The sequence below is a fragment of the Paenibacillus sp. J22P59 genome (assembly GCF_059383895.1).
In genome coordinates this window covers 246,384-262,544 of sequence record NZ_JBXENX010000009.1, presented here as the reverse complement: position 1 = coordinate 262,544, position 16,161 = coordinate 246,384, and the positions used below count along the sequence as shown (strand labels likewise).

13 protein-coding genes are annotated in these 16,161 nt (G+C 48.0%); 9 read left to right on the top strand and 4 right to left on the bottom strand.

The annotated features are described in order from the left end of the window. Positions 1-114 precede the first annotated feature (114 nt). Positions 115-639 carry a hypothetical protein gene (locus AC50YO_RS17600; protein WP_494849158.1) on the bottom strand — a complete coding sequence of 175 codons (525 nt, stop codon included), beginning with the start codon at positions 637-639 and terminating at the stop codon, positions 115-117. 201 nt (positions 640-840) lie between these two features. On the opposite strand from AC50YO_RS17600, the gene AC50YO_RS17595 reads away from it, so the two are divergent. The 4 genes from AC50YO_RS17595 (at position 841) to AC50YO_RS17580 (ending at position 8,226) form a co-directional block, all read left to right on the top strand. After that, a complete protein-coding gene (locus AC50YO_RS17595) occupies positions 841-1,290 on the top strand; it encodes a DinB family protein (protein WP_494849156.1) in 450 nt (149 codons plus the stop codon). Between the two features lie 386 nt (positions 1,291-1,676). Beyond that, positions 1,677-2,708, top strand: coding sequence for a phenylalanine--tRNA ligase subunit alpha (pheS, locus tag AC50YO_RS17590; RefSeq protein WP_494849154.1), 1,032 nt, complete (start codon positions 1,677-1,679; stop codon positions 2,706-2,708). A 23-nt stretch (positions 2,709-2,731) separates the two neighbouring features. Beyond that, complete coding sequence (gene pheT, locus AC50YO_RS17585) at positions 2,732-5,176, top strand: phenylalanine--tRNA ligase subunit beta (protein ID WP_494849152.1); 2,445 nt, start codon at positions 2,732-2,734, stop codon at positions 5,174-5,176. 155 nt (positions 5,177-5,331) lie between these two features. After that, positions 5,332-8,226, top strand: coding sequence for a hypothetical protein (locus AC50YO_RS17580; protein ID WP_494849150.1), 2,895 nt, complete (start codon positions 5,332-5,334; stop codon positions 8,224-8,226). Positions 8,227-8,291: 65 nt separating this feature from the next. On the opposite strand, the gene AC50YO_RS17575 is transcribed toward AC50YO_RS17580, so the two are convergent. The 3 genes from AC50YO_RS17575 to AC50YO_RS17565 form a co-directional block, all read right to left on the bottom strand. Continuing rightward, positions 8,292-8,972 carry an SDR family NAD(P)-dependent oxidoreductase gene (locus AC50YO_RS17575; RefSeq protein ID WP_494849149.1) on the bottom strand — a complete coding sequence of 227 codons (681 nt, stop codon included), beginning with the start codon at positions 8,970-8,972 and terminating at the stop codon, positions 8,292-8,294. A 167-nt stretch (positions 8,973-9,139) separates the two neighbouring features. Next, positions 9,140-9,517: a cupredoxin domain-containing protein gene (locus AC50YO_RS17570; RefSeq protein WP_494849148.1), complete on the bottom strand. Its 378-nt coding sequence runs from the start codon at positions 9,515-9,517 to the stop codon at positions 9,140-9,142. 154 nt (positions 9,518-9,671) lie between these two features. After that, positions 9,672-10,031 (bottom strand): phage holin family protein, encoded by a 360-nt coding sequence (locus tag AC50YO_RS17565; protein WP_494849146.1) that lies wholly within the window; start codon positions 10,029-10,031, stop codon positions 9,672-9,674. Positions 10,032-10,194: 163 nt separating this feature from the next. Here AC50YO_RS17565 and AC50YO_RS17560 point away from each other — a divergent pair, with 163 nt between their 5' ends. From AC50YO_RS17560 to cysK, 5 genes are all read left to right on the top strand, one after another. Continuing rightward, positions 10,195-12,561 carry an endonuclease MutS2 gene (locus AC50YO_RS17560; RefSeq protein WP_494849144.1) on the top strand — a complete coding sequence of 789 codons (2,367 nt, stop codon included), beginning with the start codon at positions 10,195-10,197 and terminating at the stop codon, positions 12,559-12,561. Between the two features lie 47 nt (positions 12,562-12,608). Then, positions 12,609-13,025, top strand: a complete 417-nt coding sequence (locus tag AC50YO_RS17555) for a DUF350 domain-containing protein (RefSeq protein WP_494849142.1) — start codon at positions 12,609-12,611, stop codon at positions 13,023-13,025. A 117-nt stretch (positions 13,026-13,142) separates the two neighbouring features. After that, positions 13,143-13,655 carry a hypothetical protein gene (locus AC50YO_RS17550; RefSeq protein ID WP_494849139.1) on the top strand — a complete coding sequence of 171 codons (513 nt, stop codon included), beginning with the start codon at positions 13,143-13,145 and terminating at the stop codon, positions 13,653-13,655. Positions 13,656-13,782: 127 nt separating this feature from the next. Continuing rightward, on the top strand, positions 13,783-15,084 hold the full coding sequence (locus AC50YO_RS17545) for an MFS transporter (protein WP_494849136.1): 1,302 nt from the start codon (positions 13,783-13,785) through the stop codon (positions 15,082-15,084). 16 nt (positions 15,085-15,100) lie between these two features. Continuing rightward, on the top strand, positions 15,101-16,015 hold the full coding sequence (cysK, locus tag AC50YO_RS17540; protein ID WP_494849135.1) for a cysteine synthase A: 915 nt from the start codon (positions 15,101-15,103) through the stop codon (positions 16,013-16,015). Positions 16,016-16,161 lie beyond the last annotated feature (146 nt).

Sequence of the window (16,161 nt, the reverse complement as noted above, 5' to 3'; positions counted from 1 at the left end):
TGGACGGTTTTATATCAAGCTGGATACAAAAAAGGCTGTCCGCATAGAACGGTAGCCTCATGGAGCTAGCTAAATAAAGCTCAGGGAATATGGATATAGCTTGTTTTCATCTATTCAAACTGATTCCTGTTTCGTATTTGTGAAAAGGATTCGTCTGGTCATGTCTATTACTGGTGTGGCCTCACTGCCGTCGTTACATCTTATAGAGCTGTCCATAAAAAAAAGTGCCAATCCAAATGGTCGGCATTTGTAACAAGAATTGTAGTTTTTCAGTGTGCCAACTGCGGAAAAGGCTCCTTCACTGACAACAACTACAGAATAAGTACATGAGGAAGACATATAAAATTCTACCGAAATTGATCCCCCATCAGGGCCTACTTCTAAAAGTTCACCTAGACTATTGCCCGCTGCGCCGCATGCTTTCGTATAATATCCGGAAGCTGCGCCACTTGAGTTAATGATTACCTTGCCCATTTTGTTCATCCCTTTAAAAGCGTCTGATTGTTTTTGTTGGCCGGATGAGGCAAAGGCGGAAACGGTAGATTCAACGTAAGTAGAAACGGTAGATTCAGCATATGTGATATTTGTAGCCATGGTCAGCAAAAGCAAAATAAGTACGATAATTCTTAAATTTTTCATCATAGACCACCTAGAATTTATTATTTAATATAACTAATAGTTTACAATGATTTGTATTTTTTATCAATAAGATACAGGTTGGATTATTTAAAAAAAATACCTATTAGACCAATGTAAATTAGCAGGAATTTTGAAGTCTATAGGTGAACGTATTTTAATAATGATTGATTAAGTTGAGTAATTAAAAGGAGGCGGTATTCAATGAAAACAATCCAGAAGCTGTATGAGCATTTGAATTGGGCTAATAAAGGCATTCTAGAAGCGTTGCGAGCGGCTGATACTGACAACGTACAGGCACATAGGTTGTTTTCGCACACTCTTTTAGCGGAGCAAGTATGGGGAGCCAGATTGAAGGGAATGGACAGCTCACAATTGCCCATATGGTCGGAGAGGGATCTAGCAAGCTGTGCAGCACTGATTACACAAAATGAAGAATGTTTCAACACGCTGCTTACTGAGTTAGAGGAAACGGATTTGGATAGTCTCCTATCTTATACCAATAGTAAAGGTACGGCGTTCAAGACTTCGATAAGAGATATTTTAACCCATGTAGCTCTTCATGGACAGTATCATCGAGGGCAGATTAACGCACTGCTTCGAGCAGATGGTTTTGAACCAAGCAGCGCTGATTTTATTCTATTTGTAAGGTAACTCTCATAGTCCATTGTTGCAACCGGAATAGGAATTGCATATAATATAGATTAATATGGTTTCATAGTACAAAGCTGAGATGGAGAAGAGTAAGCAGTGCTTTCGCCCAGGGAGAAGATGCCGTTGATTGAGAGCGTCTTTACGAAACTAGGCTGCTGAAGTTCACTCCGGAGCAGACACCTGATAAGCCGCGGAATAACAATATCCGTGAGCAAGTAGGGAGTGTCCGGTTCCCGCCGTTATGGGCTTAAGGGATTGTTCACGCCAGCAATAGACAGGCGGGCAATCCGAATTAGGGTGGTACCACGGTTCTTTCGTCCCTTGCGGGGAGAAAGGGCCTTTTTTTGTTTGAAGGTTTTCTAATATGTTAATGGAGGCGAGCAAGGATGAAGGAACGTTTGGAGGCATTGCGGGGCGAAGCGCTGCAAGAGCTGCAGCAGGTCGATAATCCGCAGCAGTTGAATGATTTGCGTGTCAAATATTTAGGCAAAAAAGGTGCCCTGACTGAGATTCTGCGAGGTATGGGTGGATTGAGCGCTGAGGAGCGTCCAATCATTGGCCAAGTGGGCAATGATGTGCGCGGTGCGATAGAAGCGGTTATCGAGGAGAAGCAAAATGCTTTTCTGCAAGCGGAGACAGAGAATCGCCTGCGTGAAGAGACCATTGACGTATCTCTTCCGGGCAAAGCGTTGCCAACGGGTGCGGTACATCCACTCAATAAGGTAGCACAAGAGATTGAAGATATTTTCGTTGGGCTGGGTTATTCGATCGCCGAAGGCCCAGAGGTCGAGACCGACTACTTCAACTTCGAAGCGCTTAACTTGCCGAAAAATCATCCAGCCCGCGATATGCAGGACTCTTTCTATATTACGGATGACATTCTCATGCGTACGCATACTTCTCCTGTTCAAGTGAGAACGATGCAGCGAATGAATGGCAAGCCTATTAAAGTCATTTGTCCAGGCAAGGTGTATCGCCGGGATGATGATGATGCAACACATTCCTTCCAATTTAATCAGATTGAAGGTCTAGTCATTGGCCCCAATATTCGGATGAGTGACTTGAAGGGAACACTCCTGCAATTCGTACAGCAAATGTTCGGCTCACAGGCGCAAATTCGTCTTCGTCCAAGCTTCTTCCCATTCACGGAGCCAAGTGCAGAGGTTGATGTCACTTGTGTGCAGTGCGGCGGCAAAGGCTGCCGGATGTGCAAGCAGACCGGCTGGCTCGAAATACTGGGCAGCGGTATGGTGCATCCGCGTGTACTCGAAATGGGAGGCTATGACCCTAATGAGGTGAGCGGCTTCGCCTTCGGTATGGGTGTTGAACGTATTGCGCTACTTAAATACGGTATTGATGATATTCGTCATTTCTATACGAATGATCTGCGGTTCTTGAATCAATTCGCGAGAATGTAAAGGGAAAGGAAGGGAAAAAAACGATGAAGGTATCCTATCAATGGTTGAATGAATATATCGATCTATCCGGTTATACGGCAGAAGAGCTGGCTGAGAAAATGACGCGCGGCGGTATTGAAATTGATGGCATAGAGTCCCGGAACAAAGGGGTCACTGGCGTGGTTGTCGGTTATGTAGTTGCGAAGGAGAAGCACCCTGATGCCGATAAGCTTAATGTGTGCAAGGTCGATGTTGGTACAGGAGAAGAGCTTCAGATCGTATGCGGAGCAAGCAACATAGATGCTGGTCAGCTTGTGCCAGTTGCAACAGTAGGCGCTAAGCTGCCAGGAGACCTGAACATTAAGCGTGCGAAGCTTCGCGGCGTGGAATCGCAAGGGATGATCTGCTCGGCCAAGGAGCTTGGCCTTAATGATAAGCTGCTTCCTAAGGAGCAGCAGGAGGGTATTCTTGTTCTGCCGGAATCGACACCAATCGGCAAGCCAATCGGAGAGGTGCTGGGCCTGGGTGACGAGGTGCTGGAGCTGGATCTAACACCAAATCGTGCGGATTGCCTCAGCATGCTGGGCGTAGCTTATGAGATTGGCGCCTTGACTGGCCGTGAGGTTCGTCTGCCAGAGGCAGCGGTCAATCTGGCTTCTGACCGCACGGAGGATCATATTGCAGTAACGATCACCGCGAAGGAACAATGCTCCCATTACAGTGCCCGCTATATTAAGGGAGTGAAGGTTGGTCCTTCACCGCTCTGGCTTCAGAACCGTTTGATCGCTGCCGGCATTCGTCCGATCAGCAACGTCGTGGACGTGACGAATTTCGTCATGCTGGAATATGGGCAGCCGCTTCATGCTTTTGATGCAGATGCTGTAAGCAGCGGACGTATTGACGTTCGTTTGGCGAAAGAGGGCGAAACGCTGGTTACCCTGGATGATCAGGAACGCCGTTTGGACCCGCATATGCTTGTTATTACAGATGGCGTGAATCCAATCGCTCTTGCCGGCGTTATGGGTGGAGCGAACTCAGAAGTAAATGGCCAAACGGTCAATATTCTTCTAGAGTCAGCCAAGTTCGATGGAGGTACGGTTCGCAAAACTTCACGGCAGCTGGGGCTTCGTTCGGAATCGAGCGTTCGCTTCGAGAAGGAAGTTGATCCAGCGCGTGTCCTTCCAGCACTTGACCGAGCAGCTTCGCTTATAGCAGAACTGGCTAATGGGCTTGTTACAGAAGGGGTTGTAGAGGAGCGCAATGAGGCAGCAAAGCCTGTTGAACTTGCAATTACACTGGACAAAATTAACCGTTACCTCGGTACGGAGCTGTCTAAGCTTGAAGTTGAGACGATATTTACAAGACTGAACTTCGGTTATAGCGTGACGGATGCAGGTGAACTTACCGTACAGGTTCCAACTCGCCGGGGAGATATTACCCGTGATGTCGATTTAATCGAAGAGGTAGCTCGCTTGTATGGCTACGACAATATTCCTACTACGCCGATTAACGGTGACGTGACGCCAGGTTCCTTGACGAAGCCTCAACTGATACGTCGTGAGCTTCGCAGAAGATTGACTGACGCTGGCGTGCACGAAGTAGTCAGCTACTCCTTCACAGGACCAGAGCGCACAGGCCTATTCCCAGATTTGATCAGCAAGGATGCAAAGCCGGTTAAGCTTGCTATGCCGATGAGTGAGGATCGTAGTGTACTGCGTACAACGCTATTGGCTCAGTTGATCGAGACGGCGACTTATAATCGCAATCGCAAGAATGAATCAGCAGCTATTTTTGAGATCGGCAGCGTGTTCCATACGGATGAAGATCAGCTTACTCGTTTGCCGCAGGAGAAGCATCGCCTTGCCGCGCTTCTAACCGGTAATCGTGTTGATGCTCAGTGGAATCGCAAGGCAGCAGCCGTTGATTTCTACGATGCAAAGGGAATCTTAGAAACGGTATTCGAGGTACTCGGATTAACGGCAGAAGTTCGTTATGAGGCTGCACAGCCTGCCAACTTCCATCCAGGAAGAACGGCAGCAGTGGTGATTGACACAGCTCGCGGTCCTGAGACGATTGGTTATGTTGGTCAGCTGCACCCTACCTTGCAGCATGATAATGATCTTAACGACACTTATGTCCTTGAGATTGAACTGGATGAGCTGTATGAACAGGCTCAATTCGCGATCGAATACAAATCGCTTCCTCGTTATCCGGCAATGCAGCGCGATATTGCTGTTGTACTAGACGTTGCAGTGCCAGCTGCTAATTTGACATCTTCCGCATGGGCTATCGCAGGCGAATTACTCGAATCTGTTAAGGTATTCGATGTGTTTACTGGAGAAAAGCTGGGAGCAGGCAAGAAGAGTGTGGCACTGTCGTTAGTCTATCGACATGCGGATCGCACGCTGACGGATGAAGAAGTGACGGAGCTGCATGCTAAAGTTGTAGCTGAGTTTGAACAATCTTTTGCAGCAGAATTGCGAAAGTAGGCAGGAAACCTCCAAAGCCGCATCGAAATAGTTCCTTGAGAACTTTTGATGCGGCTTTTTCTTTGTTGCTGCGTATCGCTCCCTATAGGGAATGATGAGTTTCATGGTTCATACACCTAAGAGACGCGAGATAGACAATAGGAGGATAACCCTAAATGGATAATGAACAAACGATAGTAACGGTTGATATATATGGACACCAGTATAAACTTAAAGGTCATTCCAATGCAGACTACATGAAGATGGTAGCTGGAGCAATTGACGATAGCATGAAAAAGCTTGCCAAGGGGCATCCACGTCTTGATATGCCTAAGCTCGCAGTGCTGTCTGCTGTGCAAATAACAGAAGAAGTATTCCGTCTAAGGCGGGAAAATGATAGCCTGCAGGATGCTGAGGCTAAGCGGATTATTCTTGGTCAGGAGTTAGAAGAAGAAAAACGCTTAGTCGAACAGCTGCAATCGGATAAGGAAGCGTTGAAGGTTAAAGGGCAGAGTGATCTGGAGCAGTGCGAGGCCGCGTGGGAAGTGAAGGTAACGGAGCTGCAGGAGCAAGCGGCGAAGGAGCTTGCCATTAAGCTGACTGAAGCAGAGGAATTGCATGCGCTTCAACAAGAGGAGGCAGCTGCCGAATTGGAGCAAGCAATAGCCCGATCGGCAGAAGAGCTTGCGAAGGAACAAGCAAATTCCGCAGCTGTAGTTGCTGCTGCACGTGAGGAAGCGGCGACTGCACTGGCTCAGAAGGAGCAGGCGCTGACAACCAAGCTGACGGAGCTTGAGAAGAGCTGGAAGAGCAAATGGGAGCAGCGAGAGCAGAATTGGCTTAAGGAGACAAGCAATGCGGCAGCTGAACAGCAGCGCCAAGCCGCACAGCGGGAGAAGCAATGGAATGAGCAGCAAGCCAAGCTGGAGCAGACGCTGAAGTCTGATTTCGAGCGGCGCAGACAAGGCTGGCTGGAAGAGCGCTCCAAGCTGCAGGCGAAGACAGACGAAGCTCAGCGGAGCTGGGAGCAGGAGAAAGCAGCATTCGAGCAGCGCATTCAAACAGCTGATGATCATCTCATGCAGGCAATGGAGCAGGAGGAAGCTCTCCGTGCTTCCTTGACGAACTTGGAGCAAGAATCTCAAGGACGGGATGAGCAGCTAGTGGAAGCTCAAGAGCAATTGGCGGAGCTGACACAGCAATATGAGCAAGCGACAGCGCAAAGTGGACAATTGAAGCAGCAAGCGGCAAAGCTATTAGAGCAGCAGGCTGCCGCTGCGAAGCAAGCTTCGGAGCAGCAAGAACTGCTGGAACGGCTGCAGGCTGAGCATGAACAGCAGCACAAGCAGCTAGAGGAAGAGAAAGCAAAGCTTGTGGAGATGAGCAGTCTCTATGAAGAAAAAGAACTTGAGCTTGAGCTCAAGCATGAAGATGAGCGGCTGAATCTGGAACGCATCCATCGGGAGCGCTATGAACAGCTTGAGAACATGCATCAAGAGCGCTATACGCAGCTAGAGCAGGATTATGCTGGACGATTGGAAGAGCAGCGTCAGCAACAGGAAGCGAACTATCAGCTGCTTGAGCAGCAATATCAGGAAGAGCAGCAATCTAAGCAAGCTCTTGAGAGTCGTTATGAACAGCAGCTTCGGGATCTGGCGCAGCAGCATGAAGAGGAGTTTGCGGCACTTGAGCGTCAGCGTCATGAGCTTCATGAGCAGCTAGAGATGGAGTATCGAGAGCAATCCGAATTACTGCAGCTGCAGCATCTTGAGCAGTTCGAACAGTCCGAGCGTCGTTGTCAGGAGCTTGAGCTCGAGCTTGATGAACTGAAGCAAGAGGGCCTCCGTCAGCTTGATGAGCAACGCCAAGCAGGTCTTGCTCAGTTAGAGGGACAGAAGCAAGAAAGTGCTCGTCAATTGGAGGAGCAGAAGGCTGCAAGCCTTCGTCGCATGGAAGAACAGCGTCAAGCAAGCCTTCGTCAATTAGAAGAGCAAAAGCAAGCGAGTCTCCGTCAGTTGGAAGAGCAGCAGGCAAACGTCCGTCAATTAGAGGAGCAACAGGAAGCAAATCGTCAATTGAAGGAGCAGCAGGAAGCAAATCTTCGTGACATAGAAGAACAGCACCAAGCAAGCCTTCTTCAATTAGAGGAACAAAAGCAGGCAAGCATCCGTCAATTGAAGGAGCAGCAGGAAGCAAACCGTCAATTGAAGGAGCAGCAGGAAGCAAATCTTCGTCGCATAGAAGAACAGCACCAAGCAAGCCTTCGTCAATTAGAGGGACAAAAGCAGGCAAGCGTCCGTCAATTAGAAGAGCAGCAAGAAGCAAACCGTCAATTGAAGAAGCAGTACGAAGCAAACCTTCGTCAAATAGAGGAACAAAAGCAGGCAAGCGTTCGTCAATTGGAGGAGCAGAAGCAGGCAAGCATCCGTCAATTGCAAAAGCAGCGGGAAGAGCTGGAGCAGAGCTACATAGAGAGCAAACGAGAAGCGGAGAATCAATATGTAGAGCTCCTGGTGAAGCAAGAGGAGCTTGATCAGCAGTTGCTTGCCCAGCAGCAACAATTGAAGGATGTCAGTGACCAGGCCGAGCTGCGTGAGCTAGAGCAGGAAGAACAGCTTGCTGAGCTTAGCCAGCGACAAACGGAGTTAATGGAGCAGCTTGAATATACATCTGCAAGAGAAAGAATTGCGGCACAGCAGGTGGAAGCTGCTGCTGCAAGAGAGCAGCAGCTTAATCAGCAGCTTCAAGCAGAGCGGAAGCAGTCTGAAGATGCGAAGCTGGCACTGGAGCGTTTGCTGCAAGAGGAGAAGCAGAAATTATCTGGGGCAGAAGTGTTGAAAGAAGAGCTGGAAGCAGCTCTAGCAGAAGCAGCGGCAGCAGCTCAGCGGAGCAGCCAGCTGGATGAGCTTACGCAGCGCCTGGAGTCAGAGCGGAATGAGGCTGCGGAGCAAGTAGCCCAATTGCGCGATGCACATCAGCACTTGGCACTAGAGCATGAGAAGCTTGTACAGGAATATACGAAGCTCCAAACCGAATATAATGAATGGATTGAGCTTATCGAGCAAAGCTAATCCGAATAGCAGCCTGCGACTTCACCCTTAATGGGTATTGTCACAGGCTGCTGTTTATTTGGAGACTATCCGTAGCTGACCAAGGTTCCTGTTGGCCCTCCGAGCGGCAGACTAGCTAGGCGGATGAGATCAGGTGTTACAACGGCAGGGTCTTTGCCTGTAGCTTGCCTATCGTTACGTAATGCACCAGGGTTGTATAGATTCGCAAGAATGCCATATTCATGCTCCTCATCAGCTAGTGTTCGAGTGAATGATTCCAATTCTGCTTTTGCAGCGCTATATGCCGCGTATCCGCCAGCCCCGTTAGAGGATATTCCGGATGTAATCGTAATAATTCTTCCATACTTCGCGCTTCTCATTTCAGGGAGAACAGCTTGCGTCAATAGAAACGGACCGGCCAAATTGGCGGCAATTTGTGTGCGCCATTCCTCAGCGGTGAGTTGGTTAATTGCACTAGGCTCGAATAGGGGGGGGTTATTGAACAGGATGTGAACCCTCTGCCAATGCTTCAGCACTTGCTGAACAGCACTATTGATTTGTTCTGCTATATGAATATCGGTAGGTACGCTCAAGGCTTCGCTTCCAGTCTGCTGCTTGATTAGCTGAGCAGTCTCTTCTAATTCGCTCGTTGAATGTCCCAGCAGGGCAACAAGTGCCCCTTCCTTGGCGAACGCTAGTGCAGAGGCTCTCCCTAATCCGCCGCCTGCTCCGCTAACAATGGCAACGCGGCCTTGTAATAAGCTCATGTTGTTTCCTCCTCTAGCGTTGTACTGGAAGCAGCCATCCGATTTTTTTTGAGAATTATCCTTAAGATAATCTTATAAGAAGAGAGCTTGTGTATATGCATAAAAAATCCTCATCGCAGTTCCGGCCATGAAGACCGACTAGATGAGGATTCGATATAATTAGGTAATTATTCTACAATCAACTTCGCTTGCATTTGGGAATGGCCTGTACCACATTGAATATTGCAGCTAATGACATATTCCCCAGCATCAAGCTTGATGGTCTTCGTTTCATTCTGGCCCAGCTTGATTTTTGTTTTGGAGATGGCGATACCATGCATGCCTTCGATAGACTCCAGCTTGAGGTTAACCTCTTCGCCTTGCTTGATTTTATATTCGGTCTGCTCGAATTCCCAGTTTTGCGCTTTGATGACGACCTCAGGTGCAGCGCTGTTCGGCTCTACAATTCCAGCTCCTGTTGTAGGTGTAGAATTAGTACCTGAACCGCATGCCGCTATTACTAAGATAAGAGCGAAGATAGCGGTGAACAAAATCCATTTTTTCAAGATGGTAGACCCCTTTCTCATTGTTTATTCCTTCATCCATTCTTTCCTCCCTATTGTAACTTATACCCAGTAGGAATGCAGTGACGCATGGTGACAAAATAATGAATAAAAAGCCGGTCGACAGCGACCGGCAAGGGGGAATGCCAAGCTTATATTAATCGCGATTGCTTCTTCCTGCTTCATAAGGTGTGCTTACTGGGATGAAGAGGTCAATTATCCCGATGACAAGAGCGGCAAGGATAGCACCCAGCAATGTCACGGACACGCCGCCTACGATGAACTGAGCGACCCAGATCACTGCGGCACTGGCGAGGAAGCCGACAATGCCACGCCCGAAGGGTGTAACTCTTTTGCCGAATATGCCTTCGATAATCCACCCCAGCGCTGCAATAACCAGAGCAAGGAACAAGGCGCTCCAGAATCCGCCTACGCTGAACTGTGGTACAATCCAACCGACAACCATAAGAACAAGAGCGGATACGATGAACCGAACAACATGGCCAAGAAAACTCATAGTATAACCTCCTGTATGTGTGAAGCTTATGAAATAACGTCTTGATTCGTTACTTATTGTGACCATTTCCCGTAAGAACATGTATCGCTGTACTGATGTGAAAGTCGGATCGTGCATCAAGGCCATTGTTCGGCTATAATAAGAGGGCGAGAGGAGTGTTACATTGGATAGTAAAATTTTATCAACACTTGATTATCATAAAATAACCTATAAATTAGAACAGCATGCCGCTACTTCCCTAGGGAAAAAAGAAGCGGGAGAGCTGGCTCCAAGCTCCGATCTGGAGACGGTCAAGCTGATGCTGCAAGCGACGGATGAAGCGTATAAAGCGGATCGCTTGAAGGGCAATGCCCCCTTCGGTGGAATTGTCGATATTAGCTCATCGCTCCATCGGGCCCGAATTGGCGGTACGCTCAATCCCGCGGAGCTGCTCGACATCGCTGCGACAGCTAGAGGTTCAAGGCGCGTAAAGAAACATATCGATGTGCTGCATGAGGATGATCCGATTCCATTGCTTCAACAGACTGCAGAGCAGTTGTCGGAGCATAAGGATGTGGAGGATGCCATATTTGACTGTGTCGATGATCAAGGCGAAGTGATGGATAGCGCGAGCCCGGAGCTGGCTTCTATTCGACGTGAGCTCCGCAATGGTGAAGCGAGGGTTAGAGAAAAGCTTGAGCAAATGATCCGTTCTTCATCTGTCCAAAAAATGCTGCAGGATTCAATCGTAACCTTGCGTAATGATCGCTATGTTATTCCAGTAAAGCAGGAATACCGTTCGCATTTTGGCGGAATCGTTCATGATCAATCCGGATCTGGCGCAACGCTATTCATTGAACCGGAAGCTATTGTGGCAATGAATAATAAGCTTAGGGAGCTGCAGGCAGCAGAGCTGCGGGAAATTGAGAAGATTCTCCAGAAGCTGACAGCACGTGTGGCGGAGCATGTGGATGATTTGCTGTACAATTTGGAGCTGCTGGGCAGATTGGATCTCGCCTTCGCGAAGGCGAGAATGGCACATGGAATGAAAGCGACACTGCCGCGTATGAATGACAGAGGCTTCTTTAAGCTGAAGCGCGGCCGTCACCCATTAATTGACTCAGAGAAGGTTGTCCCATTAGATGTAGAGCTTGGGAACAACTATACGGCAATTATTGTGACAGGACCCAATACGGGCGGCAAGACAGTATCGCTCAAAACAATCGGACTGCTTAGCTTGATGGCAATGTCGGGTTTATTCGTGCCGGCCGAGGATGGCAGTCAGCTTTGTGTGTTTGATGCAATTTATGCGGATATCGGTGATGAACAGAGTATTGAGCAGAGCTTGAGTACATTCTCCAGCCATCTGACTAATATTATCCGCATTCTGAAATCATTAACCTCCAAGAGCCTTATTCTGCTAGATGAGCTTGGTGCTGGTACTGACCCCGCGGAAGGCTCTGCGCTTGCCATTGCTATCCTGGAACATATCCATCGACTGGACAGCCGTATTGTTGCGACCACTCATTACAGTGAGCTGAAGGCTTATGCCTATAATCGCAAAGGTGTAATTAATGCGAGCATGGAATTTGATGTAGCGACGCTTAGTCCTACTTACCGTTTGCTGGTCGGCGTTCCAGGACGAAGTAATGCATTCGCTATCGCTGAACGTCTGGGCTTGGAGCGTTCGATTATCGACGTCGCAAGAGGAGAAGTAAGCGATGAGGATCAACGTGTCGAGAACATGATTGCTTCTCTGGAGGAAGACAGGCTCAGTGCAGAGACAGATCGACATACAGCTGAGAAGCTGCGCCGCGAAATGGAAGAACAGCGCATTCGCCATGAGGCGGAGCTGAATCGTTTCGAGGAGCAGCGCGATAAGCTGCTATTGAAGGCACAGGAAGAAGCGCATGAAGTTATAGCCAAGGCCAAACGCGAAGCAGAGCAGATCATTGCAGACTTGCGCAAGCTTGCCATGGAGGAAGGCGCATCCGTCAAAGAGCATAAGCTAATCGAGGCAAGACGCCAGCTGGAGCAGGCAGCACCAGAGCTGTTGACCAAGAAGAAGCGTTCTGCTGGGACGGATAAGAAGCCGAAGCCGATCGGACCTGGTGATGAGGTGATGGTCTACAGCCTTAATCAGAAGGGCAGCGTCGTTGAGATTAGCGGATCAGAGGCTATGGTGCAGCTTGGCATTATGAAAATGAAGGTGGCTCTTGATGATTTGGAGCTTCTTAAGGCAACGACAACAACAGTGAAGCAGCAGCCGAAGCAGGCAGCCAGTCTGAAACGCTCCAAAGAAGACAGCTTAAGATTGGAGCTTGACCTTCGTGGGACGAATCTTGAAGATGCCATTATAGAAGTGGATCGCTTCTTGGATGAGTCTTACTTATCCGGCTTAGGCCAAGTGAATATTATCCATGGCAAAGGAACAGGTGTCCTGCGCACAGGGATTCAGCAATATTTGCGCAAGCATAGTCTTGTTAAAACATTTCGTCTTGGAAACTATGGCGAAGGCGGGGCTGGCGTAACGGTAGCGGAGCTGAAATAGGCTCCGGCCAGCGCTTTCTTGTCCCAATTGGTAAGGAGTGATCAGGAATGGGATATGAGGTTGATTGGCTGCTTGGCAATACGTATACGGCTTCACTCGTCTACGTATCGCTTGTTGTGCTTTCGCTCATCGTATTTTTGTCTATCTTCGAATTAGTGACCCGCTATAGCTGCTGGGCGGAGATCAAGAGGGGCAATCTCGCAGTAGCAATGGCGACAAGCGGGAAAATATTCGGCATCTGCAATATTTTTAGATTTTCAATAGAAGCGAATGATTCGATCTATCAAAGTCTTTTTACAGGTGCATTCGGTTTTATCATTTTGTTAGCTTCTTATTTTTTATTTGAATTTTTGACACCTGTATTCCGAATTGATGACGAAATCATGAGAGATAATCGAGCAGTCGGTTTTATCGCCATGGTCATTTCGGTGGCTCTATCCTATGTCATAGGAGCAGTTATATAGTAGTCGGAGGGTAGCTTATCATGAAATATTTATGGGGCATATTGCTTGTAGTTGCCGTCATTTTTTTTGCGCTGGGCGTTATTTATATCATAAACAACTAAACATGGAGGTGCAGATATGGAAGAGAAGCAAATCGTCTGTCCGTGGTGCATGACTGAAATTGTATGGGATGAAGAATTGGGACCGGAAGAGAATTGCCCGCATTGTGAGAATGAATTGAATGGTTATCGTACGGTGCAATTCGGCTTAGAGCCTAATGACGACCTGCAAGAGAAGGATGAAGAGGAAGCTGAAGAAGACGATACGGAAAGTGACTGGAAACAGCCAGAGGAAGGCTTCCGTAATACGAATCGTTCTTGGCTCGCTGTTGAGGCAACTCTGCAGCAGGTCATTGATGCACAAGAAGAGGCTCCAGAATGCCCATCTTGTCGAGAATATATGGTGGAGACAGGGAAGCAGATGATAGATGGGCAATTCAAGCCTACAGTACATGCTGCTGTTGGACATGCTATAGTTCCAGCCGCTTTGGAGCTAATGTGGTATGTCTGTCCGTCTTGCTTCACGACATCCTCTCTATTAAGCACGCATGATCGTGAGCAAATGATTAAATTGCTTACTCCCAAAGAGTAATCTGTCTGTAAATGGAAGCTCTCTAACGGCATGCTGCTCCTTTATTTGGGGCATCTTACATAACGAATTTCTACCGACAGAACCTGCTGCTTACATAGGGTAGATCGGCCGTACAGGGGGAATCGTTATGGAACAGGGCAAGCATGGCGTTAGGGGCAATCGGCAATCGGCTATCCGTTCAATGGGAGCTTCCAGATCAGGAAGAGGAACCAATACTTTGGACTCTCAAGCGATCTTATTACTTACAGTTCAAGCTTTATTCGGAACCGCGATTGCCTTATCCGGTACATTCGTACCTGTATACCTGTGGAAAGCAAGCCAGTCGTATATGTTAATTGGTTGGTACACGCTGGGACAATATATGACAAGTGGACTAACCTTTTGGCTAGCTGGCAAATGGGTAAAGGAACATAATAAAATGAACAGCCTCCGTCTTGGCATTGTGCTATCGGGGGTATTTTATTTGACGGTGCTGCTGCTAGGCAGACAAGCCCCTCATTATGGCGTTCTGTTAGGCATGCTTAATGGAATGGCACTCGGGTTTTATTGGATTGCTTTTAATGTGATTTATTTCGAAATCACGGAGCCGGATAATCGAGACCGCTTCAACGGCTGGGCAGGCTTGCTTGCATCAGGCGCAGGGATAATTGCTCCTTGGGTATCGGGTCAATTGATTACATCCATGCATGGAGAGCAAGGCTATAAACTAATATTCACTCTGTCGCTTGTTGTGTTTGGTCTGGCTATGTTTTTTAGTTTTTGGCTTAAGAAACGGATCATTCAGCCTATTCGCTACAGTTGGGGACATGGGATCAAGCAGCTAACGGAGAAAGGAAATCCATGGAGGCGGATGTTCCCGGCGATCATGGCTCAAGGGGTACGAGAAGGAGTATTTTTGTTTTTGGTGGGCCTGACTGTTTATACTGCTACCTCTAACGAAAGCAAGGTGGGCAGCTACACGCTTATTACATCACTTGTCGCTCTGATCAGCTTCTGGTTGGTTGGCAAAAGGCTTACTAAAAAGAACCGTAAAGCTGCTATGTTAATCGGGACTATTATGATAGGAATAGTTATAACCCCCTTGTTCTGGAAGGTAAGCTTTGGTACTCTAATACTATTCGGTATAGGCACATCGTTGTTTATGCCTCTTTATATCATCCCGATGACGTCGAGAGTATTCGACCTCATTGGCCAGTCAGAGCAAAGCGCCAAGGAACGCGAGGAGTTCATCGTTCTGCGGGAAGCGGCACTTACGTCAGGCAGATTAATTGGGCTTTCTTGTTATTTGATCTTACTGCCCCAGAATGATTCCGTCATAGCGATCGTTTGGCTTATGTTCATCGTCGGTATTGTCCCCATTCTAGGCTGGTGGTTCATGAAGCCCTTTCTAGAGCCTGCCAAATTAATTAACACCAGTGACAACAAGTGAAGGGGAGCAGCTAAACATGCCACGGATAGTCAATAGCATAACAGACTTGATTGGAGATACACCTGCAATTAAACTCAACAGGCTCGCTAAGGAAGGAAGTGCCGATGTCTACGTTAAGCTAGAGAGATTCAATCCTAGCGGCAGCGTGAAGGACCGTGCAGCTTATTCCCTTATTCAAGAAGCAGAAAAGCAAGGGCATATTAGCCCGGGCAGCACCATTATCGAGCCTACAAGCGGCAATACAGGTATCGGGCTAGCGATGAATGCGGCCGTAAAAGGCTATAAGCTGATTCTTGTTATGCCAGATAATATGTCGATCGAGCGGATCAAGCTGTTACAGGCATATGGTGCGGACGTTGTCTTGACTCCGGCAGCGGAGCGGATGCCTGGAGCGATTAATAAAGCCTTGGAGCTGCAGCAACAAATTCCTGGAAGCTATATTCCGAATCAATTCGAGAATCATGCGAATCCTGATATACATCGCACGACAACAGCAATCGAAATTGTGCAGCAAATGGAAGGCAAGCTTGATGCCTTCATCGCCACCTCAGGTACTGGAGGTACGGTTACAGGTACCGGGGAAACGTTGAAAAATCTTCTGCCTGGCATACATGTTGCAGTGGTAGAGCCAGCTGGATCACCGGTATTGTCAGGTGGTCAGCCTGGTCCGCATAAACTGGTCGGCACAAGTCCTGGATTTGTACCTGCGATACTGAATGTGAGCGTCTACGACGAAATTATTCAGGTGATGGATGAGGATGCTCTGAATACGATGCGTAATCTTGCCCGTATGGAGGGATTATTGCTCGGACCTTCCTCCGGGGCATCGGTATGGGCTGCCATGCAGGTAGCAAGCAGATTAGGAGAGGGCAAGCGTGTCCTCTGTATTGCTCCAGATACCGGTGAGAGATATTTAAGCATGGATATTTAACCGATAGCCATGTTTGTATAATGGTTTCACTTTATGCTTAATAATGAGTAATGATAGAGCCTTCGTATCCACTTTAACCGTGGTTTCGAAGGTTCGTTCTGTTTGTTTAAAGGATTCATTTGCTATTCTGCTTAGGGGATAGATTC

Bases quoted from the DNA above. Each gene is read 5' to 3' on its own strand.
- AC50YO_RS17555 (WP_494849142.1), top strand. From the start codon at position 12,609: ATGGGATATGAGGTTGATTGGCTGCTTGGCAATACGTATACGGCTTCA.
- pheT (WP_494849152.1), top strand. From the start codon at position 2,732: ATGAAGGTATCCTATCAATGGTTGAATGAATATATCGATCTATCCGGT.
- AC50YO_RS17550 (WP_494849139.1), top strand. From the start codon at position 13,143: ATGGAAGAGAAGCAAATCGTCTGTCCGTGGTGCATGACTGAAATTGTA.
- AC50YO_RS17580 (WP_494849150.1), top strand. From the start codon at position 5,332: ATGGATAATGAACAAACGATAGTAACGGTTGATATATATGGACACCAG.
- AC50YO_RS17575 (WP_494849149.1), bottom strand. From the start codon at position 8,972: ATGAGCTTATTACAAGGCCGCGTTGCCATTGTTAGCGGAGCAGGCGGC.
- AC50YO_RS17595 (WP_494849156.1), top strand. From the start codon at position 841: ATGAAAACAATCCAGAAGCTGTATGAGCATTTGAATTGGGCTAATAAA.
- AC50YO_RS17600 (WP_494849158.1), bottom strand. From the start codon at position 639: ATGAAAAATTTAAGAATTATCGTACTTATTTTGCTTTTGCTGACCATG.
- AC50YO_RS17545 (WP_494849136.1), top strand. From the start codon at position 13,783: ATGGAACAGGGCAAGCATGGCGTTAGGGGCAATCGGCAATCGGCTATC.
- cysK (WP_494849135.1), top strand. From the start codon at position 15,101: ATGCCACGGATAGTCAATAGCATAACAGACTTGATTGGAGATACACCT.
- AC50YO_RS17565 (WP_494849146.1), bottom strand. From the start codon at position 10,031: ATGAGTTTTCTTGGCCATGTTGTTCGGTTCATCGTATCCGCTCTTGTT.
- pheS (WP_494849154.1), top strand. From the start codon at position 1,677: ATGAAGGAACGTTTGGAGGCATTGCGGGGCGAAGCGCTGCAAGAGCTG.